This window comes from Paenibacillus sp. MDV22-iso6, assembly GCF_058408365.1.
This window is the reverse complement of sequence record NZ_JBZVDZ010000001.1, coordinates 854,825-877,603: the sequence shown is the minus strand read 5'-3', so window position 1 is coordinate 877,603 and position 22,779 is coordinate 854,825. Positions and strand designations below refer to the sequence as shown.

The following is a 22,779-nucleotide window of genomic DNA, read 5'->3' as shown; positions in this document are numbered from 1 at the left end:
TTCTCCCCTCAGAAGCTGTTGGGCTTACGCTTTGCTTCTCCAAAATGGTTTTCTTCTATGAGCGAAGTGCTTCCCAGAGTCCGGCTCCGAGCATATTACCTGCCGTTTGCTTACGGTACTGTTCTGTAGCAAATGCATCGCTATAAGTCACGAATTCCGAAGCTGCCGAGGCAGCTAGCGATAAAGCTTGCATAACAGAAGCCTCCACGCCAAGAAGCAACTTTTCCGACTCCGTAAGTCGCATGGCCATGCCTGAACCTCCACCTGCAGCGATCGCTATTTTATTCCAGCGGCCATCTGCATCCACTTCTCCGTGAAATGCAATCGTCACCAGCGATGCTGTAAAGGTCTCCCGCCGACCCAGCTTGCGGTAAAATGAAATTTCACGCGTCGCAGATGCCCGCTCGCTGGTGACATCAGGGAAAGGCGTATGTTTCATCGGAATATGAATGGATATTAACACATCATTCGGATTGCGACTGCCGTCACGACCACCGTTCAGCCAAGACGAAAGACTTCGCATCTCCATGCCGTTGTCCGTCATCCAGTACAGCTGTGCATCGTAGACAAGGAGTGCAGGGATCGAGTCACCGACTCCCGATACAATGTTTCCGCCAATTGTCGCCACATTCCGGATAGAAGGAGCAGCGATAGCATTCATTGCAGACTGTAATAAAGGCAGCTGTTGCAGATGAACGTCTGTGGCACAATGACTTAATCGCGTCAGTGCTCCAATGACCAGCTCATCTCCACCCACATATACGCCGCTTGCACCTGGAATACGGGCAAGGCTGATCATATGCTCAGGTACAGGAACAAGGCCGCCCTCCCACTGAGTACGCAATAATGTGGCCCCTGCTGCAAAACAATACTTCCCGGACAGTTCACTCTTTAAAGCTTGAAGCTCATCTAGATTAACGGGCTGCCAAACCGTTGGTTGTGCTCCAGACCCATATGCCGACATGACCATCCTTCCATCTCCCTTCTCTACCTGGAATCTGTCTGCGGGACGTTGGATATGAACGAATGATCCAAATAATTCTTCAAATCATATGGGACTGCAACAATAAGGTCAATTATCTTCACATCATTTTGGATAAATGTATAAATAGACTCTTTGATTTGTGCCTGATGCATTGTTTACTGCGATAAGCTAACACAAGCCATTTCATAACCAATTAGATCAAAACAATAAAGAGGCCAACCAGATGGTCTGGCTGACCTCATTACTGCGAGAAATAATACACAAGGAATCGCTCCTTCTGCCTTGATTTTCATTCATCTTATGCCATTCACATAATCCAAAATACGTTCCAGCTCTGGTTCGGTATCCGCATCCCAAAAGCTAAATTCAGACAATGATACATGCGTGCCTGCATATTTGGCATTGCGCATGATTTTTCGCGCCCCCTCATCTCCGCTAAGCGACAAAAGAGGCCCCAGCATATGCTCACGAAAGGCGACCGGAGGCTTGCCTCCACCGCCATCCGTAGCTGCTGCATAATCACACAGTTTGTTGACGGCTAACGACTCAGCAACCCTGTTAATATCTTGTGCCTGCAATAGCGGCTGATCTGCCAAAATTATCATCACACCTTCTGGCTTGTATGCTATAGCAGACAGAATGCCACAGTGAAGGGACATGGCGATACCGTATACATAATCGGTACAGATTGCAATCTGAAGCCTCATCGTCGTATCTGGAGTACAACCATATGATGCTGCATTGAGCCACATGGAGGGGATCCACGCTAATGAATCCTCGGGTTTGACCACACAGATAACTTTCTCCAAATCGGATTTCAAGGCAGCTTCCAATGTCCATGCGGCCAAACATCTTCCATCAGGCATGACGATAGACAGTTTATCCCGCCCCATTCGGCTGCTCTTACCTGCCGCTAGCACGATGCCCGTCAGTCGCATGTGCAATCCCCCTCTGTACGTTGCGATGCTCTGCGGCAACAGCTGCTCGTTTACAGGCAATAAGTTCTGCTGCGATGCTGATTGCGATCTCTTCCGGTCCATCGGCACCAATGGTCAAGCCGACGGGTGAATGCAACTGTTTTAGTGGAGGGAGATCGTTCAGCAAACGTGCTGTTCGCGTTCTGGAGCCCATAATACCAAGGTATGCATAATTCCGATCCTCAAGTAATTCAAGAAACTCCCGTTCTCTCGGAAATTGATGACTCATCAATACGATATAATCCACGCTTTGGATATCCAGTACAGGTATGATCTCACTTGGGAAACCGCGAACAAACTCAACACCCGGAAAGCGTTCAGCGGTGCACAAGGTTTCTCGCCAATCCGCTACAACCACACGAAATCCTGCTGATTTGCCCAGACGGGCGACCGGGATCACATCATTTCCGGCTCCAATGATAATCAGACGGGGTTTGGGTACATATTTTGCGGAGATCTGTAAAGGGATATCCCACTTCTCCACCTCAGTCAATCCATCCCTCTGAAGATCACTCTCTCCAGAATTAGATGTGAGATCATCAGCTTCAGACGAATGAATAACGACCAATGATAGTCGCGGTGTCTCCTCTGTAATCAATGTGTTTATTGGATTTAGAGAAGCTCCCTTGACAGCTGGAGAAGAGTATAATGATGTCTGCCTTTCTGCACCCTCAGCGAGCTGAATCACATAATGAATCCGGGTGTATTGATCGTAGAATGAACGGGTTAGCTCCACAGCTGATCCAGATTGAAAATACGCATGCATATGGGACATGATCGACCTGAGTTCACCACATACCGGCTCTAGCAGCACTATAATTAACCCGCCGCAGCCAATCGTTTCTCCCCAGGACATATCATCTTCGGGACGCATATCATACTCCACGAATTCCAACTGCTGTGTATGCAGCACACGGTCCACCCTGGCCTGCAGATCACTCTCCAGACAACCTGGACTGATACTGCCATACATCGCACCTTCTTCGGTCAAAAGCATAGAGACTCCTTGCTTACGGTAAGCATGACCTTCTACCTTAACCGCTGTTGCGAGAACACAGCGCGGTTCCCGCGCTGCAATTGCACACAGATCATGCATTTCCATCGTGTCTCCATCCTTTCAGGGATTTGAATTCGAATCCGAAGAAGTGATTCTTGAGCTTTTTAGCGAAGATTGAATGTCCAACTTTTGCTCAGATAGTTCATTGGGTGAGTTTCATACGGCTGCATTCGATTAGATACGTTTCATCAATCTTGCAATACTTTTATCCGATTCACGAAGCACAATGCCACGATCAATCGTTTGAATCTTCCGGTTTTGGAGCACGATGCTTCCATCAATAATAACGGTGTCTACACAGCTGCGAGTTGCGGAATAGACTACACGAGAATACACATCAGTCTCATAGGAAGGGTACGTATGAAAATCATCCAGATCCAGCAGCAACATATCTGCTTTTTTACCCACTTCCAGACTGCCGATTTCCTTGGACATTCCGAGCACTTCTGCTCCACCCATCGTCGCCATACGAAGCACCGTACGGGCGTCCATCACTGTTGGACCATGAGGTACCTTTTGAATGAGCGCGGTCAGACGCATTTCCTGGAACATATCCAGATTGTTGTTGCACGGCGCACCATCGGCACCAATCCCTACCGCAATCTGGCGATTCAGCAGATCAGGAATATCCGCTATACCTGAGGACAGTTTCATATTCGATCCAGGGCAGTGGGTGACTTTTACCCCGCGTTTGCGAATAATCTCCTTCTCTTCCTCACTCAGCCACACACAGTGGGCAAGCACCAGTCTTGGGGTAGCTAGACCGATATGATCCAGATAGACAATGTTGCGCATGCCACGCTCGTGTTCTACCAGTTCGATCTCGCCACGATTTTCGGAGGCATGGGTGTGCACTTTCACATGGTACTTATTCGACAGGTCACGCACCTCAACCAATAATTCTTCGGTGCACGAGACGACGAAGCGTGGACAAAACGCATACTGAATACGGCCACCGCCGAATCCATTCCATTTCTCCAGCAAATCGACACTTTGTTGCAGCGAGGTAGCCGTATTTTCACGCAGCGGTTCAGGAACTTCATCCCCGTGATCCATCATCACTTTACCGGAAATCACCCGAATGCCGCTCTGTGCCATCGCCTGAAAAGCCGAATCGGTATGATGCACGGTCTCCATATCCAAAATGGTTGTTGTCCCGCTGGAAATCAATTCGCCCAAGCCGAGCATCGCCGAGTAATAGACAGACTCTTCATCATGCGCTGCCTCAAGCGGCCAGATGCGTTGACGAAGCCAATCCATCAGTTCCAGATCGTCCGCACGTCCACGGAACAAGGTCTGACACAGATGAATATGCGTCTGGATAAAACCTGGAAGCAGCACTTTGCCTCGAGCATCAATGACCTGATCTGCCTGAACATCGATATGCTCTGCAATTTCTTTGATTTTATTGTCCTCGATCAGCAAATCTCCCGTAAATACATCCTCTTCTGCATTCATTGTGACGAGCTGTGCACCTTTTAGCAGGATCGTTCCCATGATAATCTCCCCTATCCGTTTCTATCTGCGTAAATTTACTTATTCTGATCCTGCATTTTAAAGATGATCTTCTTTGGATCTATGCATGATGCTTTACATAAATCACGCTACCACCCGATAGCCATGCCATCTCCCCTGGGATCTGCTGCCCCGCTAATCATGCCATCTTCACGGATGACAATCCCTTGTGACTGCCCCATAATTCCGTCCCAAGGCGCTCTGGCTTCGACGTTATGTCCCCACCGGGTAAGCGTGTCACATACGTCGTCATGATAGCGGTTCTCCACTCTCATCGTGTCGCCTTCCTCGCCCCAGGTACGCCCATACACCCAACGCGGTAACCCAATGGCTTCCTGAATGTTCAGACCATAGTCCAGCACACCCGTAAGAACTGATAACTGTGTCTGAGGTTGGCCCTCACCGCCCTGCGTACCTACGAGCATATAAGGTTTCCCGTTACGAGTGACAAGACCCGGCATTAGGGTGTGGAATGAGCGTTTATTTGGTTCCAATACGTTAGCGTCCTTCGGATCAAGTGAGAAAAAGGAACCGCGGTTCTGCATGATCACACCCGTATCCCCGGGCACATAAGCAGCGCCAAAATCAAAGTACAGGCTCTGGATAAACGAGACGGCATTGCCTTCATTGTCCACAACCGCCGCATAAGCCGTATCCTGACCCATCATTTTGGACAGAAAAGGCTGTGCCACAGCAGGTGGAGCGGACTGAATCTCGTTCCATAATTCATTTCCATAAACCTTGGACAACAAATTTCCCAGCGGAATATCCCTGAAATCCGGGTCTGTGAGATAACGATCACGGTCACGAAAAGCCTTTTTGACCACTTCAGCCATCAGATGATAGAACTCGGGGGACGTCCGCGCAACGGAAGAGAGATCAATATGTTCCAGCATATTCAACATCATCAGCATCGAGAAGCCCTGTGAATTGGGCGGCATCTGGTGAACTTGATAGCCACGGTAATCGGTAGTGATCGGCTTCACCCACTCTCCCTTGTGAGCTGCGAAATCCGCCGGGACAAGCATGCCTCCATCCTCACGAATAGCCGAAGTTAGCTGCTCCGCCAGTTCCCCGGTATAAAAAACATCGCGTCCACCTGTCTGAATCAGGCGAATGGAAGAGGCAAGATCAGGCTGCAAGAGTAGATCGCCTTCCTGCAAAAGTGTACCAAAAGGGGCAAATACCGCTCGCAGCGGTGAATGCCCCATAATGAAATCCTCATCACGTTCCAGCCACAAATGCAGATTTCGGGATACAGGACATCCCTCTTCCGCATATAGCGCAGCTGGTTCAAGCAACTGTTCCCACTTTAACTTCCCATAGCGGGACCAGACTTCCCACCATGCATCTACCATTCCAGGAACGGTAATCGCACTAAGTACACCTCGCTGAGGAATGGTGCTCATCCCCATCGCTTTGAACGTGTCGGCATGAATGCCTGCTGCTGAACGACCGCTACCGTTGTAGGCCGTTATGTCACCACTTGCTCCATCGTGAATTAGAAAGAAAGCATCTCCGCCAAGTCCTGTCATGTGTGGGTAGACTACACCCAGTGCGGCACTTACAGCGACAGCAGCATCATAAGCGTTACCACCTTGCTGGAGGATTGCGCTGCCAACCGCACTCGCTAAATAATGCGGGGAGGTAACCATCACCTCTCTGGATATCGGCATCTGGTTCAACATAAGACGCCCTCCTTTCCGGCATACACATCCAGCGCTGCCTGCACGGCCTCGCCTGCTGGCAAGGCGTGACGATGACGCAACAGTACAGCTTCCAGTGCGCCCAGCACATGAAGTACATTTTTGCGCTGGCAGCTGAATCCCATCGTACCAATACGCCAAATCTTGCCTTTCAGTGGTCCAAATGAGCTGGCAATCTCAATACTGAAATCGTTCAGAAGCATGTTGCGTACCGACTCACCATCCATACCATCGGGTATTTCGATACAGGTGACCACTGGAAGTTTACTGGACATCTCTCCATACAGTTTCAGCCCCATGCCCTGAATCCCCGCAACCAACGCTCGTTCATTAATCCGATGTCTCTGAAAACGGGCATCCAGACCTTCCTGAAGCAAAATTCGCAGTCCTTCGTGAAGACCGTAGAGCATCGAAGTGGCCTCCGTATGATGGTTCAACCGTGCCGAGCTCCAGTAGTCCTGCAATTGGCTCAGGTCAAAATAATTACTGGCAATCGTGCGCCCTTCAGCCCGAGCACTTGTTGCATCCCGGAGCCCTCGTTCGACGGTTTTGCGGCTCATCAGTTTCTTCTCCACACGGCTGTTATACGTTATTGGCGCCATCCCGGATGGAACGGACAAACACTTCTGCGTTCCACCCATCACCGCATCCAGATACCAGGCATCCGTCTCGACAGGTGTACCGCCGATTGTGGCAACTGCATCGACGACAAGTAAAATATCGAGTTCACGACAGGCTTTGCCAATCTCGGCGAGGGGCTGCATTTGCCCGGTTGATGTCTCGCCGTGAACCATCGCAACCAAACTCGGCTTATGTGCATGGATCGCCTTGATTACCTCTTCGGGATCAAATACCGTTCCCCATTCTGTTTCAAAAAAGATAACCTCGGCACCGCAGCGTTCCGAAATTTCAACCAACAGATGTCCGAAGCGTCCATAGATGGGGACTAACACCTTGTCCCCCGGTTGAATCAGACTGACCAACACGGCTTCAATCCCTGAGCGTGATGTGCCATCCACCGGATAACACCACTCATTATCTGTCATGTATAGTTCACGCAGCATAGCCATCGTCTCATTCATCAGGGAAGTGAACTCCGGATCAAACTGCCCCAGGATCGGGAAGGATAATGCCCTCAGAACTCTTGGGTCAACTTCAACTGGCCCCGGTGTCATGATCGTCCGCAAGGAAGGGGACAATTCTTTATAGTTGGACATCTTCACTCAACTCCCGTAACCGTATTTATAGAGTAGCTGAACGAGAACCCGGAAACCTTTCATCAGGTCCTCTTCAGCTGTATATTCAAGGGGATTATGGCTAATGCCATCTTGGCTAGGTACAAAGATCATCGCTGTAGGGCAAGCCGGCTGAAAGATCTGCGAATCATGTCCTGCGCCGCTTGGCAAGTGCATATAGGATAATTGCTCCACTTCACAAATATCACGAATGTCTGACGTAATCTGTTCGTTCATCGGAATAGGTGTGACAGACAAGTGCTCCTCCCAGTTCAGTCCGAGCTGTTGCTCGGCTGCGATTCTGCTAAATTCCTGTAGCATATTGTGCCAGCATCGATCAATGCTCTCTTGCCTGATATGCCGGATATCGAGCGAGAATACGGCTCGGGATGCAACGACGTTACCCACACCCGGATCAGCTGTTATTCGACCCACAGTGGCTACAAGTGGTTCTCCCGCTTCAAGCGCAATGCGTCTTACGGCTGTGATCATCTCGGCTGCACCTGCAAGTGCATCCTTGCGCCAGGACATCGGTGTAGTTCCGGCATGATTGGCTTCGCCACTTACTGTAATGCTAAAGCGTTTCTGGCCTACAATATCCGATACAATACCAATCGAATGGCCCAATCGTTCAAGGACCTGACCTTGCTCGATATGAAGTTCGATAAATGCACCGTATGTGTGTGAAGCCATTCTATAGCTACTATCTGGTCCAAAGCCTGCATCATGTATTGCCTGTGCAAAGGTAATGCCTTCTTGATCCTTCAAATGCTGAACTTCTTCCAGCACGCTTACCCCCGTTATACTTCGTGATCCCCAATAAGCGAAGGGGAATCGACTACCTTCTTCCTCGCATAGGGACACGACTTGAAGCGTTCGTTTGGGTGCCCCAAAATTTTTCTGTAGATACTCTAGCGCGAGCACTCCTGCAACTACGCCATATGCACCATCATACTTCCCACCTTGTACCACGGTATCGATATGGGAACCCGTAACAATCGGCGCCTCTTCCATTCCTGTTCCTGAACCCGTACCGTGCAGAGTTCCATACAGGTTGCCCGATTGATCAAATTCAGGAGCCAACGCTTTCTCCTGCATTTTTGCCGCTAGCGCATGCTGTGCCTTACACCATGCTTGGTCGTACAAAAGACGTGTCACACCTCCCTGGGGATCAGCGCCATATGTAGACAACCAGTCAAGCATGCCTTGCAGCTGCACCTGCTCCAATTGCGGCAAAGCCTGGGTGGGACGTTCCGTACCGGAAGACGTGTGTACTTCAAAGTCCGTCATGATACCCCTCCGTTCCTTCAACACCAACCGGAACAGATGAGTTAGCACGGATAAATCGTCCCACAGGTTCATCCGACAATCCTGTTTTTGAACTGTATACTCGTGTGCCCCGGCAGAACACATCTGCAATGCTAGAGGAAAACGTGCGTCCCACATAAGGACTCTGTTTATGTGTGTAGTGCAGGTCATCCGTATTTAAGGTGGTATTCTTCTCCCAATCAATCAGTACCAGATCCGCGTCCTTGCCGATGTCGATTTCACCTTTGTTCTCCAATCCAAGCCTTCTGGCAGGTTGCAGAGCCAGGACTCTTCCCAGCAACGGAAGGTCTACATTTCGCTGTAGATGTCCTTCATCCAACATGAGCAGCAGTGTGCTTTGCGCACCCGAGATGCCACCCCAGATTTCAAAGAAATTATCAGATTGTTTCATCGATGGCGGACAGGGTGAGTGGTCGGATGCAATAACATCAATCAGTCCTGCTGCCAGCGCATCCCATAACTGATCTTGCTCAGCCTGACTCCGTAATGGCGGCGCACACTTGGCTACAGCTCCCAACCGGACAACATCCTCCTCTGTCAGAGTCAGGTAATGTGGACATGTTTCAGAAGTTACATCCAGCCCGCGCTGTTTTGCCTCTGCAATCAGATCAAGCGCTTCCCGTGTACTGATATGAACAAAATGCAGTGCACATCCGGTTTGCTCCCCATATTGCAGCGCTCGTGACACCGCCCGAACCTCTGCTTCTGCAGGGCGAGATTGCACGTAATCCATCGGTCCGATTCGTCCATCTGCAACACTTCTGGCCCCAAGTTCAGCAACCATCGCTTCGTCTTCCGCATGAAGCGCCAGTATATGGTTTAGCTTTGCAATCTCGTACATGCCATTCAAAAGTGTATCGTCATCCGCTCTGGCGAAGATGTCTTCCCCTTCTCCGCCAGGTTCGGACATAAATGCTTTGAATCCGGCCGCACCCATATCGGCCAAAGGTGCAAGCTCGGCCCGATTGCCGGGAACAAGTCCTCCCCAGAACGCATAATCAACATAGGATTGACCGTCGGCTGCTTTCATTTTCGACTCCCAAGCCTCCGGTCTTATCGTTGGGGGGACACCATTAAGAGGCATATCAACGTACGTCGTAATTCCACCAGCAGCCAGTGATGCGGATCCCGACTTAAATCCCTCCCAGCAGCTCGCGAGTCCAGGTTCATTAAAGTGAACATGGATGTCCACCGCCCCTGGCATCACAGTAAGCCCATTTGCTTCTATTATTTCAGTATCTTCATCACCCACCAGGTGTAAGGACAAAGCTGATATTTGTTCACCAGTAATCCCAATATCCAGTTCTTCCACGCTATCTCTCAACACTACCCGGGCCCCCCGGATGATCGTATCTAATCTTGTCATATGGATGACCCTCCTCTGATCAGAACTGGATTCGTATATTTCAGCTTCCCCGGTATGTACTGTAACCTCCAGGCGCAATCAACAGAGGAATGTGGTAGTGACTTGAAGCATCGGATACGGCAAACCGGATCGGCACAACCGTCCATAATACCTGCCCTAATTCTTCAAGAGATCGCTGTGAGTAATATCCCTCAACGTTGAAATGAAGCTCGTAGACCGCTTGCTCAAGCTTCCCGCCTTCAAGCAAAGGTGCATCCAGACGCCCATCGGCATTGGTCAACGATTCAGCAACTTTCATTTTGCTTTCCTTCTCGCCATCTCTGTGTAATACAAAAAGTTCAACCCGCACGCCTGCGGCCGGAACGCCCTTGGAAGTATCCAGCACATGCGTAGTAATCCGTCCTCCAGCTACCGACATCATGCCTCACCTTCTCTCTTCGAGCCCCTCTGGTCAGCCTCTAGATCATCCCTTGTCATTGAGAAACCCTGAAACCCATAAGGAGGCCTGGCCTCGGTGAATACTTTGCCTTCTCCTTCTTTTACTTCCTCCAGCACCGTTTCCCATGTCCGATTGTTGGATTCAAATGAAACCTCACTGAGCTGTCCAAATCGTCGCAATAGCCTTAGTCCAATCTGATAAATTAGATGCTGAATGGATGCCGAACGACACGCATGGAACACGGCTGCAGCTACATCTCTTACCTGCTCCGCCGCTACATAACGTCCGCGCTGATCGTCCATGCCATCTCTCGGGTCTTCGTAACGCCAATTGATATTCAGGAAAATGAACAGTGGACGGTCCCATGTCTCGGGTAAGGTGGTGTGCTCATCCTTGACGAAACCGGCAAATTCACTGCCTTTGACCTTAATCAGCCTGATATCTGCGACACCACTGAAATGATTGTTCAGTTCAACCTGATTTCCTTTTCGCTGCGCTTCAATTGCAGCCGTCGCGCGATCATTCTGGGAATAACGGAATACCAGCTCGCTTGCACGAAGGCTTCCTTCTCTGCGAACAGGCACATCTTCAAAAGGAATCTGATCTGCCGTCATTTGCACTTTGGTCATCTGCGGATATGTCTCCAGAAAACGTCGGCTAACGTAATCGAGAAAACCCTCCACCGTAGCTCCGTAGTAATCCGCAGCATGTTTCAGGATGAAATTCTTCATTGAATCCGTTGCAACGACGCGAGAGTTATCTCCTTCGATAAAAGAAGGCAGAAATTCGTCGCCTTGCACGGCTACTTTAATGTTTAATCCGAACAGGATATTATTCCGTCCGGTGAATGGAGATTCCGGGATGGGCTGAATACCCGTCAACGGTTTGCCGTATGAGCGGTACATCCATACATCTCCTTTGCCGTAATACATGGTCCGTTGCTTTACTTCGGATGGCTTAAATTCAATCTCATGTTCATGACCAATCTGCACCAGCCACTGCTCCAATCGAATGGAAGCAATCTTGAACACTTCCTTCAGGGCGGTCTGGAATTCCTCCTCTCTTCCTCTCCCATTGCGCTTCCGCATGGACTCCAGGATGGACTGAGCTGTGTGACCTTTCACGGCCAATATAAAAGGAAAGCCGAATTGGCTTGTATATTCTTTGTTTAGTTTACTAAGTTCGTGATATTGCTCCGACGAAAGTGAATTAAGCCCTGCACCAGCCTGTTCTTGAACAGAATTGCTGCTCATGCTGATCCGCGCACCGAGATCCGGGTGATTGCAAAGCAACTGCAACTTGACCTTCTCATCGGATGTCTGAACTGTGTTCTTCATGACATTCATCATGTGTTCAAAAGAGTCAAATGGCCGTGAAGGCCAGGAACGCTCCGCCACCCAAGGTGATTCTTCGAATAGTCCGCCAAACGTATGCACGAACTGTGTGATAGACCAGTTGTTAACGAGTTTAATGAAGTCGCCCATGTTAGAACCTCCGGTCTTCTGTGGATTGTTGTTTTTCATTTTAAGTGTCTCTCGATACTGCGACAACAATATTTACGTAATTTTGTAATATAACATAACATCAGTTATGTGATTTGTTAGCAATGCACGGGATTTGGTTGTTCAAATGTAATGAAAAGCTAAAAAAACCGCACTTCCTCAAGGGAAATACGGTTTTATCTGACATGCCTGTTTCATTGTCATGCTGCACAACACTTGTTCTGGATAATGATTATGATCATAAAAGTATTTACGTATTAAGTAGGTCCACTCTTCAGTTAATAATGCTGCGAATACGGCCTAGCCGTAGTTTTGTCCCGCACAAACTTACGGAAGGTGAACACGAGCTTTAATTTCAGCAAATCATTAGTCTTCTTAAAGTCCATTTGCAGCAAACTTCCGACTTTCTCCATTCGATAGGTAACGGTATTCCGATGCACAAATAGTTGCTTCGCAGCTTCGTTAATGAGTCCATCATTCTCGATAAAAGATTCCAACGTATTCATCAGCACCTGATTGGGATCGCCGTCCCTGGCCAGTAAAGGCTCAAGTACTTTATTGCAGTAATTCTCCATGATGTTATCTGGAACATGTTGGAACACATAGGCGAATTCCAGCATCTCAAACTGGAGAGCCCGATCCTTCATACCGAATCGGCGAGCCAGTTGGCGAGTATCCAGACATTCCTGATAGGCTTCGCGTAGCGACTTCGGCTCATGCTTCATTTTGCTGATCCAGAAACGCGGTGCAGATGCTCCCTTGGCTTCCTGTGCTGCAAGAACATCCCCGAATCGATTAAGCAGGAATGCTGATAATTCCTCTCCATAATCCCTCCCCGTTGGACAGGTATAGATGGATAGTATGCCATCTTCGATCTGAAAATGCTGTGAGGCCGTGAATTGCATAAGCGGATTGTACTGCAACTCACGGTGGATCTGCTTCAACAGCTTTCCTTCTGCAAAAACAGACGGTTCCAGTGTGATCAACACGCATTGGTAGGTCCCCTGGAACAGATGAACGCCTTTATTCTCGCTGAGCTTGGTGAGTTCATCTACCGTCATTTTGTTATCTAGATATTGGGTTAACAGCGTACGCATCTCATCCTGAACGGTGGGGTTAATGTGTTCTCGATAGGTCATATCCATATAGAATGCCAAGACATCCGCAGCCTGCTGAAACAATTCTTCCTCCGCTCTAAGTGACAGCGCCGAGTCTGTGAAGACAAGCAAAAATCCGTATTCTTCATCATTCTGCTTGATGGGTACCCGGTGGCAGCTTCCCTGATTCCATTTCACTCGGTGCATGACGGATTTCCAAGGCCAACCTTGTACTACAGCATCTCCCGCAATACCTTCGCTACCATAGAGCACATGTCCGCGGGAGCCAATAACCGCAAGTGGATAATTCAACACGGTAGCTAGTTCGGCAAATACATTCCGATGCTGTTGCTGCTGCAATGCAAACTGCATCAATTTTTTCTGTTTTTGCACCACCTCGTGCAGTAAACGATTGCTGCGTTCATGTTCAGCCTTGAATAACGCATTCATCTGGTCTGAAAATGTAAACTGAAACGGCAGTTCCAGTAGCGGTAACCGCAGTCGATCTGCTTCCTCGATAATTCCTTGCGGAATGGCCTGCCAGAAGCGGCCCAATTTAATGCCAAGCCCAGCACAACCACGTTCGTTCAGGCGGCGCATCAAACGAAGTGCATCCGTCTCATTGTCTTTCATAATAAACGCGGTTGTGAACAGCAGTTCTCCGGATTTGATCCAATCCGCTATATCTGGAGCGTCCATGACGTTAACGGATTTCATCATCCGCGAAGTCCCTTCCCCACCTGCAACCAGTCTGGCCTCAGACAACGGGTATACCTGTAAAGCCTCTTTAACCGTGAGCTGCATGGACATTACCTCCCATATATATAACGCATGAAGCCGTTTATATCCTTAATTTGGAATTGAACAAAGGTTCCATACTTGGTTTTAACCATTTTATTGAAATAAACCTTGATTGTTGTTAAGTATTATAACATCATTTTTATTTTAATAGCTTACATGAGAAAAAAATAAAACCCATGACACAATTGCAGCAATTATTGCGCAACTGGCATAGGTTTTATTTTTGAGTTAATACTGTTGAATTTCAAACGGAAAAGATCAGATTCCCAATGTTTCATGACTCAGCCATAATTTCATGCGTGAGAGTACCTCTTTCATATTGAGCGGTTTGCTAATATAATCCGAAGCTCCTGCCGCGATACATTTATCACGATCTTCTTTCATGGCTTTGGCAGTCAAAGCAATAATAGGGAGCTTCTTGAGATTCAATCTATCACGGATCTGGCGAGTGGTCTCATACCCATCCAACTCTGGCATCATGATATCCATCAAGATAATATCCGGATTCGCTTCTCCGCTCTCTAACATCTCCAGACACTCGTAGCCATTCTGAGCTGTTATCACTTTCATGTCATACTGCTCAAGGGCATTTGCCAAGGCATAAACATTTCGAATATCATCATCGACAACGAGAACCTGACGACCATTCAATAATGATTCTTCAAGTGGAGTCAGCAACATCTCGATTTTGGTTGAATTCATTCCTGAAGCACTGTTTATTTCAGGAGCAGTCACAGCAACCTCATTCAAGAACAATCTGGAGTTCTGCATAACCTCAGGCTCTTCCCTTCTAAGCGGGAGGAATAGGGTGAAGACACTTCCTTGTCCTTCGCGGCTCGTTGCCGAGATTGATCCTCCCAACAGATTGGCAAGGGATTGAGAGATCGACAGTCCCAGTCCGGTTCCACCGTATTTTCGAGCTGTGGCTCCATCGGCCTGTTTGAACGCATCAAAGATCTGCAGCAGTTTGTTCTCCGAAATACCAATTCCGGTATCACTAACCGAGAAAGCTATAACATCCGTCTCTGCTCCGTTCCCTTCAGGATTGGACAGACTCACTCTGGAAATAGTTAAGGCCACTTCTCCTTCATTGGTGAATTTGAATGCGTTGGAAAGCAAATTTCTCAGAATCTGATGTAACCGCATCTCGTCGGAAAAAATCGTTTCCGGCAGAGGGCTTTGAAGCTGAATACGGAAATCAATTCCTTTTTGCTCAGCCGTTTTCAGGAAATATTGATTCATCGCTTCGGGCAGGCTTCCAAGATAGACATCATCCAAGTCCACTTCCATCTCCCCGGCCTCCACTTTGGAAAGATCGAGAATATCGTTAATCAGATTCAACAGGTCCTTGCCTGATGCATGGATCACCGAAGCATATTTCTGTTCTTCACTGTTTAAGTGCTGATGCTTGTTCTCAGCCAAAATCTCGGACAGAATCAGCATACTGTTCAGCGGAGTACGCAGTTCATGCGACATATTCGCCAGGAACTCAGATTTGTAACCAGAGCTTGTCCGTAACTGATCCGCTACTTCTGCAAGTTCACTGGCAGAGGTCTCAGCCGCATTTTTCTGCAGTTCCAGACGCTCGTTCAACATGTGCAGTTCTTCTGTCTGCATATGTAACTCTTCCGTCTGAGACACCATCTCTTCGGTCTGTGCCTGCAATTTCTCTGATTGTGTCTGCAATTCTTCATTCAGTACCTGGGATTCATCATACAAATGCTGTAATTCCATGCGTGTGACGGTGGAATGAAGCGACACCCCGAAGATTTCGATCAGTTCGGTTAGCAGCTTTGTTTCCTTAGATTCGATTGGCTTCATGGAAGCCAGTTCGATTACAGCTATCGTTTTACCTTCAAATACCACAGGGGCTACCGTGAGTGATGCAGCTGACGCATCACCAAGACCCGATGAGATACGAATATAATTTTGAGGCAAGTCGTTCATTTGCAGAACCCGCTTCTCAATTGCACTCTGACCAACTAATCCCTCACCCGGTGCAACGGACACTTTACCAAGGGAACGCTCTTTCTCGCCATCTGCTGCATACGCAGCTACACGAATGAGACGATTCTCTTTCATCGCATATAACACGCCATACGGGGCTTCTAACAGGATCGCGACCTGGTTTAGGAACAAGCGTGACAGTCCCTCCAGGCTCGTAGGGTTCTGTAGGAGCGTGGCGATGTTGGCGACCTGATCCTTAAGTCGATTCTGTTCCTGTACCGTGTCCAGCAATATATTGGTCTCTTGGCCCAAATCACCGACTTCATCATGTGTTCGGACAACAATACGCTGTGTAAGATTGCCGCCTTGGGATATGTCAGTGATGGTTTGTTTGACTTCACGCAGGGTTTTGACGATATTACCCGAAATGACAAGCGCTGCGGCAACAGATAGTCCAGCAACGACAGCCCATAAGGTGTACATAATCGTAAGCAGTGTGGAGCTTCGTTCGGCGAGCTCAGTCACCCGACTCTCCGTAAGGCCCATCTCTGTGTTGCGGAAGGTTTCAAACTGGGACCGTAACAGATCAATTTCGCTTTTCCCCGGATCGGAATGGAAAAAATCAATAACTTTCTCCTGATCCCCTTGTCTTTTTAGGGCTACCGAGGCTGTTCCGGCAACATCAATCCAGCGGACAATATGTGATTTGATGTTCTCCAGGCTCTTCTGCTGGGATGGGTTATCGCTAACCAGCTCATACAGTTGGGCATAATTGGAGTTCCATTGGGTCATTGCTTGGGTGTATGGCTCCAAATAACTTTCTTCCCCGGTAATCATGAATCCCCGCTGTCCTGTTTCCATATTCAGAACATTTTTCTCAATTGCGTTGGTCAGGTTATGCACTTCCAGGTCGTGGTGGCTGATAAAATCGATTTCCTTCTGCGATGCATCAATTTGGGCAGATAACACCAGCAACACAGCACCAAATAACAACACAACCACTAGATAGCCCAATAGAATTTTGGAGCGTATCGTGAATCTTCTCTTTTTCGACAACGCAGAAACCTCCAATGAAATAAACAATTCCGATCGATTAAAAAAACAGTCGCATATGTAGTTTATATGTATACGTATAGACTGACAAGTATTAGTTCACGAAACCTCACGAGCTAAAAAACGACCTGCGGATGCAGGTCGCTTGTTTATTAGAATGAAGTTCGCATGATAATGATTGATTAGGCTTTCGGGGCAATCATTTTCGCTGGATCAACATACTGATCGAATTGCTCTTCCGTAAGCAGACCTGTCTGCAAAGTGGCTTCTTTCAGAGACAGTCCTTCCTTATGCGCAAGCTTGGCAATTTTGGCTGCATTCTCATAACCGATGTGCGGATTAAGAGCAGTAACCAGCATAAGCGAATTATTCAGATTATGTTCTATCTGACTGAGGTTAGGCTCAATACCCACCGCACACTTATCATTGAATGCAACGATGGAATCAGCGAGAAGCTGAACAGATTGCAGGAAGTTATAGATAATAACCGGTTTGAACACATTCAACTCGAAGTTACCCTGACTTGCCGCGAAGCCAATCGCCGCATCGTTCCCCATCACTTGCGTAACCACCATGGTCATCGCTTCGCTCTGGGTTGGATTCACTTTACCCGGCATAATGGAACTGCCCGGTTCGTTCTCTGGAATACGAATCTCTCCCAGACCACTTCGTGGGCCACTAGCCAGCCAGCGAACATCATTGGCAATTTTCATTAAGTCAGCTGCAAGCGCTTTAACTGCACCGTGAGCGTAGACCACTTCATCATGACTTGTAAGCGCATGGAATTTGTTTGGAGCGGATACAAAATCCTTGCCGGTATGCTTGCCAATTTCTTTGGCTGTATAATCACCAAAGTCAGGATGTGCATTAATTCCGGTTCCCACAGCTGTACCACCAATTGCGAGTTCTTTCATATAATTAACACTATCCCGGATCATGCGTTCACTCTTATCGAGCATCGCTTCCCAGCCGCTGATCTCCTGACCGAGTGTAATTGGCGTTGCATCCTGAAGATGAGTACGTCCAATTTTGATAATATCTTTGAATTGTTCCGATTTGTCTGCAAAAGTGGCTTTCAGCACCGCGATTGCCGGCAAGAGCTGATCTTCAACAGCAAGTACACCTGCAACATGCAGAGCCGTTGGGAATGTATCATTGGAGCTCTGGGACATGTTCACATCATCATTCGGATGCAGACGTTCTTCCTTGCCCTTTTGTTCCAGCAGCTGGTTACCCAGATTGGCAATGACCTCGTTTACGTTCATGTTGGACTGTGTTCCGCTACCCGTCTGCCATACCACGAGCGGGAAATGATCATCAATTCGGCCTGCAATAATTTCATCAGCAGCATAAGCGATTGCATCCGATTTGGCAGCGGATAATTTACCTAATTTATGGTTACTGGCAGCAGCGCTTTTTTTCAATATGGCAAGAGCACGTACAACTTCCATCGGCATATGCTCGCGACCAATCGGAAAGTTCTCCTTGCTGCGCTGCGTTTGAGCTCCCCACAGCCTGTCGGCTGGTACTTTCATTTCACCTAACGTATCTCTCTCAATGCGGTATTCCACTTGCTTTTCCTCCTCCAAAAAGATGGTTTGGGTCTCTACAAAAATACGTATACATTCTTTTCTTCACAGCATCTTGCATCTGTTGATTCCAAAATTAACTTTGGGCTTTATGCAAAATGCTTTTATGAGCAAAGCTTGTGTATCTTGTCATATTATACATGATTGCCTGACCGGTTTTCACCTTTTCGACAAAAATGTAAGCGTGACGCAAAATGTCCGAGTATTTATTTTTGCGGTTTAATCGGATAAAGACGGCTGGTTTGCTCAAATAATTCGCCCGGCTCAAGACCAATCAGACCGATCTCTTCAGCAGGAATGCCTTGTACATTCGGGGCATTAACCAGGTTCATCTGTGGCTCAGGACAGAAGAATCCGCCAGTCATATTGTTATTCCAGATCATCCAGTGCTTGTATGACGTGCCTACATCGTATAGCAACTTGTCACCGGTACGATGATCGGTAAGCTCCATATAGTTTCGCCCATTCTGCGGTTCTGCAGTGTAATGGTTGTCCATGGCTGCAAAAAACGGACTAACACCCTCACCCTTTAATTGCTCTTCCTCTGGTGTAAGCGGTTGAAATTGTCCCGTAGGCAAAGAACGTTCATTTAATTCACGACGCTGACCAATCGTTATTTTGGCCGTGTAATCGGATGCATGGCTTTCAGGTGCAAAAGGTACGCTAATGGCTGTATGGAATGCGAACAAATTCGGCATACGTTCCTTCCCGTTATTGCGGACATTCAATTGCTGCTGAAGTCCCAGACTACTCAGCGAATAACGGAGTGTCACTGTAAAGGTGAATGGCAGGTATTTGTAGAACACATGTCCTTCTTTCACTTCCTGACTAAGCAAAACATAACTCTCTAGCTCGTTAGATCCGTAGCCCTCAACCTTCCACTCGGCATCATGCAGAAATCCATGCAGATGGTTGCCTGTAGCTGGTTCGTTTAAAGGTAGTTGATAGACTTCGCCGTTCCAAGGGAATCGACCATCCTCATAGCGATTTGGTGGAGAAAGAATCGGTATACCGTAAACGGCAGGTGCAGCCATAAACTCGTCCATATGTTCCTGGTCTGGCTCACGCAAATAACGGAATCCCTGCTCTGTATCACGGAAAGCAACAAGGTTGGCACCCACGCTCGGAATAACAGCTGCTTCGAATTGATTAAAACGAAGCCAGACGGCTGGTATACCTCCAAATTGTTCTTCGAAAGCTGCATTTTGCTGTGTCATCGTTATATGTACCTCCTGCATACTAAGGTTATATTATACGGCTCGACTATATCATGACCGCGCACAAAATACCAATCTATGATAGAGAACAAATTCATGATAGAACGACAAAAAAGACAGCTACGATGCTCCGTGGCTGTCTCCATCCCCTTATGTTGCCGTACTGAAATCATTCCTGATTTCAATGGAATACCCATGTATGGCATCGGCTCTATTAATCCACATATTTGCCGTGATCCGGAACGGCGGTCTGTTCAAAATCAAGATCGAGTCGCTCCAGCGAATCTCTCAGCATTTCTCCGGTTAAGGAATGACCATGCCCGGTAACAGCAACTATGGGCTCCAGTCGTCGAATAAGCTGAACTGATCGATGAGCCGCTTGCCAATCCGTCGTGAAATAGGCAGGTGGACCGTGCAACTGTTTGTCCTGAAGCAGCACACTCCAGAGCGATTCCTGTTTTACAGTGACGATCGCGTCTCCCGCAATCAGGATACGGTCTTCTTTTCGAAATAGCGATACATGGCCCGGTGTGTGACCGGGAGTATGCTGCCATTCCCATCCAGAAACACCTGGGATTGAATGATCATCCGGCAGACTGAATATCCGATCATCGAGATTAATAGCTTCATTAGGATAAGCAAATGACAGCCGTGCCATCAAACCGCCACCTACAGTAGGGTCCGCCGGAGGGTAATCTTTCACACCTGTCAAATAAGGCAGTTCCAGTGGGTGTGCATACACCGGGACACCCCAGAATTGTTCGAGTTCGATGACGGTCCCTACATGATCAAAATGACCATGTGTCAAAATAATCGCAGACGGTGGACCAGGAAAGCGTTCAGTTGCAACATGAAGAATCTGATCAGTGAAACTGGCCATTCCAGTGTCCACGAGCACCCAGTTCCTGCTTCCAGGCTCCCCGATGAACACAACATTAACGAACAGTGTACGCAGACTGAGGATATCGTGCGCGACTTCTTCAAGTCCCGTCATTCCTGATGTAATCAGATTGTCAGATGCCATTCACGGTTACCTCCCATTCAGGCGGATTGTCTCTCTGGTTCCATTCATCTGTCATAGACTTCCCTTTTCTGGAGTAACTATTCCTTATTCCCAATAAAATAGACGGTGGACGCCCTGTTTCAGGCATACACCGTCTAGTATAATCAGCTACATTCCATATTAGAACAAGAACCTCTCGGTCCTATTATGCCGGGTAAGCATCCAGTGCCGCATCAAGCAGTTGATTGTACATATCATCATCGTTTTCAAGCAGCTCGTCCATACGCAGCAATTCATCTTCATCACCGGATTGTTCAGTGAAATGCAGACTATAGTCCCAATCCTTGCCGTTCTTGCTCATAAACGTAATCTCATAAACTGACTTTTCGCCTTCTGCACGAAAAACCGTATTTCCTACATAATTCTTCTCATCTTCACGACGCATCTCTGCACGAATAATCTCAATATTCACAATCGTTCTCTCCTTTAATCTCTCTTCAGTTGCAGGTCTCCACAATTTATGGTAAACCTAGTTTGGTAATTATTATTGGTTAATTGTACAATATATATCGTAGCAACGTATACCTTATTCAATGAGGGAACCTTACTGACTCCTTACATACCTGTAATGAGGACTATAATAACAAACAGCTACGACATTATACCAAACAGGAGGAACAAATAGCATGAACAATTTTGAAACGAATTTACAACAATATGCCGAACTGGCAGTCAAAGTGGGTGTCAATGTCCATCCTGGGCAGACGCTCGTCGTAAACGCACCCATTTCCGCAGCACATTTTGTGCGCCTGATCGTCAAAGCCGCTTATGGCACAGGTGCCAAGTTGGTCAAAGTAAACTGGAGTGATGAGGTAATTACACGTCTTCACTATGATCTCGCACCAGAGGAATCCTTCTCCATTGAACCAAAATGGTTTGCAGGGGAAATGACTGAACTCGTAGAAGAAGGTGCCGCCATTCTGCATGTTATTGCAGAAAATCCGGACCTGCTTGCCGGTGTTCCTCAAGAACGCATCGTGACTAGTCAGAAAGTTCGCGGTAAAGCGATGGAGAAATATCGTTCCTATCAGATGGCAGACAAATTCAGCTGGTCCATTGTGGCAGTTCCTTCCCCTGAGTGGGCAGCCAAAGTATTCCCTGATCTTCCGGCTGAGCAGCAAATTGATAAGTTGTGGGATGTCATCTTCAAAACCGTTCGCATTGGTGAGCAGGATGCTGTCGCTGAATGGAAAACACATTTGCTGAATCTCGACTCCCGTGCTGATCTGCTTAACGAGAAGAAATACAAAAAACTTCACTATACTGCCCCTGGCACAGACCTGACGATCGAGCTTCCTGAAGGTCATCTGTGGGTATCCGGTGGAAGCATTAATGAGCAGGGACACGTCTTCGTTGCCAATATGCCTACAGAGGAAGTGTTCACCGCTCCACTGAAAACCGGAGTTAACGGTACAGTTCGCAGCACTAAGCCACTGAGTTATGGTGGCAATCTGATCGACGGCTTCTCCATCACTTTCGAAAATGGTCGAATTGTCGATTATACTGCTGAACAAGGACTTGATTCATTGAAAAGCTTGATTGAAATGGATGAAGGCGCACATTATCTGGGCGAGGTAGCTCTCGTTCCACATCAATCACCAATTTCGGATACGAATATTTTGTTCTACAACACCCTCTTTGATGAAAATGCATCTAACCATCTGGCTATCGGTAACGCCTATGCCTTCTGTCTGGAAGGCGGCAAAACGATGTCCAAGGATGAATTGATCAGCCATGGCATGAACTCCAGTCTCACTCATGTGGATTTCATGATTGGATCAGGAGAAATGAACATTCACGGTGTCACTTCCGAAGGCAGCGAAGAGCCAATCTTCCTGCAAGGCAACTGGGCTTTCTAATTTAGACGATGTAAATGAGAGAGAGGGTCACTCCTCTCTTTT

Annotated in this window: 17 protein-coding genes; 1 reads left to right on the top strand and 16 read right to left on the bottom strand. The window is 47.8% G+C overall.

The genetic code is table 11. The annotated features are described in order from the left end of the window. Positions 1 to 55: 55 nt before the first annotated feature. The 16 genes from AC4PM4_RS03715 to AC4PM4_RS03640 form a co-directional block, all read right to left on the bottom strand. The gene (locus tag AC4PM4_RS03715) at positions 56 to 970 is read right to left on the bottom strand and encodes an FAD binding domain-containing protein (RefSeq protein ID WP_491612783.1); all 915 of its coding nucleotides are present in this window, start codon (positions 968 to 970) and stop codon (positions 56 to 58) included. 308 nt (positions 971 to 1,278) lie between these two features. Continuing rightward, positions 1,279 to 1,923, bottom strand: coding sequence for a nucleotidyltransferase family protein (locus AC4PM4_RS03710; RefSeq protein WP_491612782.1), 645 nt, complete (start codon positions 1,921 to 1,923; stop codon positions 1,279 to 1,281). Beyond that, the gene (locus AC4PM4_RS03705; RefSeq protein WP_491612781.1) at positions 1,889 to 3,064 is read right to left on the bottom strand and encodes an XdhC family protein; all 1,176 of its coding nucleotides are present in this window, start codon (positions 3,062 to 3,064) and stop codon (positions 1,889 to 1,891) included. Before AC4PM4_RS03705 ends, AC4PM4_RS03710 begins: the two co-directional genes overlap by 35 nt. A gap of 129 nt (positions 3,065 to 3,193) precedes the next feature. Then, positions 3,194 to 4,516 carry a 5'-deoxyadenosine deaminase gene (locus AC4PM4_RS03700; protein WP_090806403.1) on the bottom strand — a complete coding sequence of 441 codons (1,323 nt, stop codon included), beginning with the start codon at positions 4,514 to 4,516 and terminating at the stop codon, positions 3,194 to 3,196. Positions 4,517 to 4,623: 107 nt separating this feature from the next. Beyond that, complete coding sequence (ggt, locus tag AC4PM4_RS03695; protein WP_491612780.1) at positions 4,624 to 6,222, bottom strand: gamma-glutamyltransferase; 1,599 nt, start codon at positions 6,220 to 6,222, stop codon at positions 4,624 to 4,626. Continuing rightward, positions 6,216 to 7,457, bottom strand: coding sequence for a pyridoxal-phosphate-dependent aminotransferase family protein (locus AC4PM4_RS03690; protein ID WP_072732905.1), 1,242 nt, complete (start codon positions 7,455 to 7,457; stop codon positions 6,216 to 6,218). Before AC4PM4_RS03690 ends, ggt begins: the two co-directional genes overlap by 7 nt. A 6-nt stretch (positions 7,458 to 7,463) precedes the next feature. Further along, the gene (locus tag AC4PM4_RS03685; protein WP_491612779.1) at positions 7,464 to 8,765 is read right to left on the bottom strand and encodes a Zn-dependent hydrolase; all 1,302 of its coding nucleotides are present in this window, start codon (positions 8,763 to 8,765) and stop codon (positions 7,464 to 7,466) included. Further along, positions 8,752 to 10,170 (bottom strand): allantoinase AllB, encoded by a 1,419-nt coding sequence (allB, locus tag AC4PM4_RS03680; protein WP_491612778.1) that lies wholly within the window; start codon positions 10,168 to 10,170, stop codon positions 8,752 to 8,754. Before allB ends, AC4PM4_RS03685 begins: the two co-directional genes overlap by 14 nt. A gap of 40 nt (positions 10,171 to 10,210) precedes the next feature. Then, positions 10,211 to 10,591: a hydroxyisourate hydrolase gene (uraH, locus tag AC4PM4_RS03675; RefSeq protein ID WP_491612777.1), complete on the bottom strand. Its 381-nt coding sequence runs from the start codon at positions 10,589 to 10,591 to the stop codon at positions 10,211 to 10,213. Beyond that, positions 10,588 to 12,093: a factor-independent urate hydroxylase gene (gene pucL / locus AC4PM4_RS03670; RefSeq protein ID WP_491612776.1), complete on the bottom strand. Its 1,506-nt coding sequence runs from the start codon at positions 12,091 to 12,093 to the stop codon at positions 10,588 to 10,590. The genes uraH and pucL overlap by 4 nt, the downstream gene beginning before the upstream one ends. 296 nt (positions 12,094 to 12,389) lie before the next feature. Continuing rightward, positions 12,390 to 14,012 carry a PucR family transcriptional regulator gene (locus AC4PM4_RS03665; RefSeq protein ID WP_274567018.1) on the bottom strand — a complete coding sequence of 541 codons (1,623 nt, stop codon included), beginning with the start codon at positions 14,010 to 14,012 and terminating at the stop codon, positions 12,390 to 12,392. A gap of 255 nt (positions 14,013 to 14,267) precedes the next feature. Beyond that, a complete protein-coding gene (locus AC4PM4_RS03660; protein WP_090950003.1) occupies positions 14,268 to 17,012 on the bottom strand; it encodes a CHASE3 domain-containing protein in 2,745 nt (914 codons plus the stop codon). 179 nt (positions 17,013 to 17,191) lie between these two features. Beyond that, positions 17,192 to 18,580 (bottom strand): class II fumarate hydratase, encoded by a 1,389-nt coding sequence (gene fumC, locus AC4PM4_RS03655; RefSeq protein WP_079695999.1) that lies wholly within the window; start codon positions 18,578 to 18,580, stop codon positions 17,192 to 17,194. A 224-nt stretch (positions 18,581 to 18,804) separates the two neighbouring features. Next, entirely contained in the window at positions 18,805 to 19,815 is a 1,011-nt protein-coding gene (locus AC4PM4_RS03650) for an aldose 1-epimerase (RefSeq protein WP_491612775.1), read from the bottom strand. Positions 19,816 to 20,029: 214 nt separating this feature from the next. Further along, positions 20,030 to 20,839, bottom strand: a complete 810-nt coding sequence (locus tag AC4PM4_RS03645) for an MBL fold metallo-hydrolase (protein ID WP_090806384.1) — start codon at positions 20,837 to 20,839, stop codon at positions 20,030 to 20,032. Between the two features lie 184 nt (positions 20,840 to 21,023). Next, a complete protein-coding gene (locus tag AC4PM4_RS03640) occupies positions 21,024 to 21,290 on the bottom strand; it encodes a hypothetical protein (RefSeq protein ID WP_079696002.1) in 267 nt (88 codons plus the stop codon). 214 nt (positions 21,291 to 21,504) lie between these two features. Between AC4PM4_RS03640 and AC4PM4_RS03635 the strand changes: the two genes are divergently transcribed. Further along, positions 21,505 to 22,737, top strand: coding sequence for an aminopeptidase (locus AC4PM4_RS03635; protein WP_063563938.1), 1,233 nt, complete (start codon positions 21,505 to 21,507; stop codon positions 22,735 to 22,737). Positions 22,738 to 22,779: the final 42 nt, after the last annotated feature.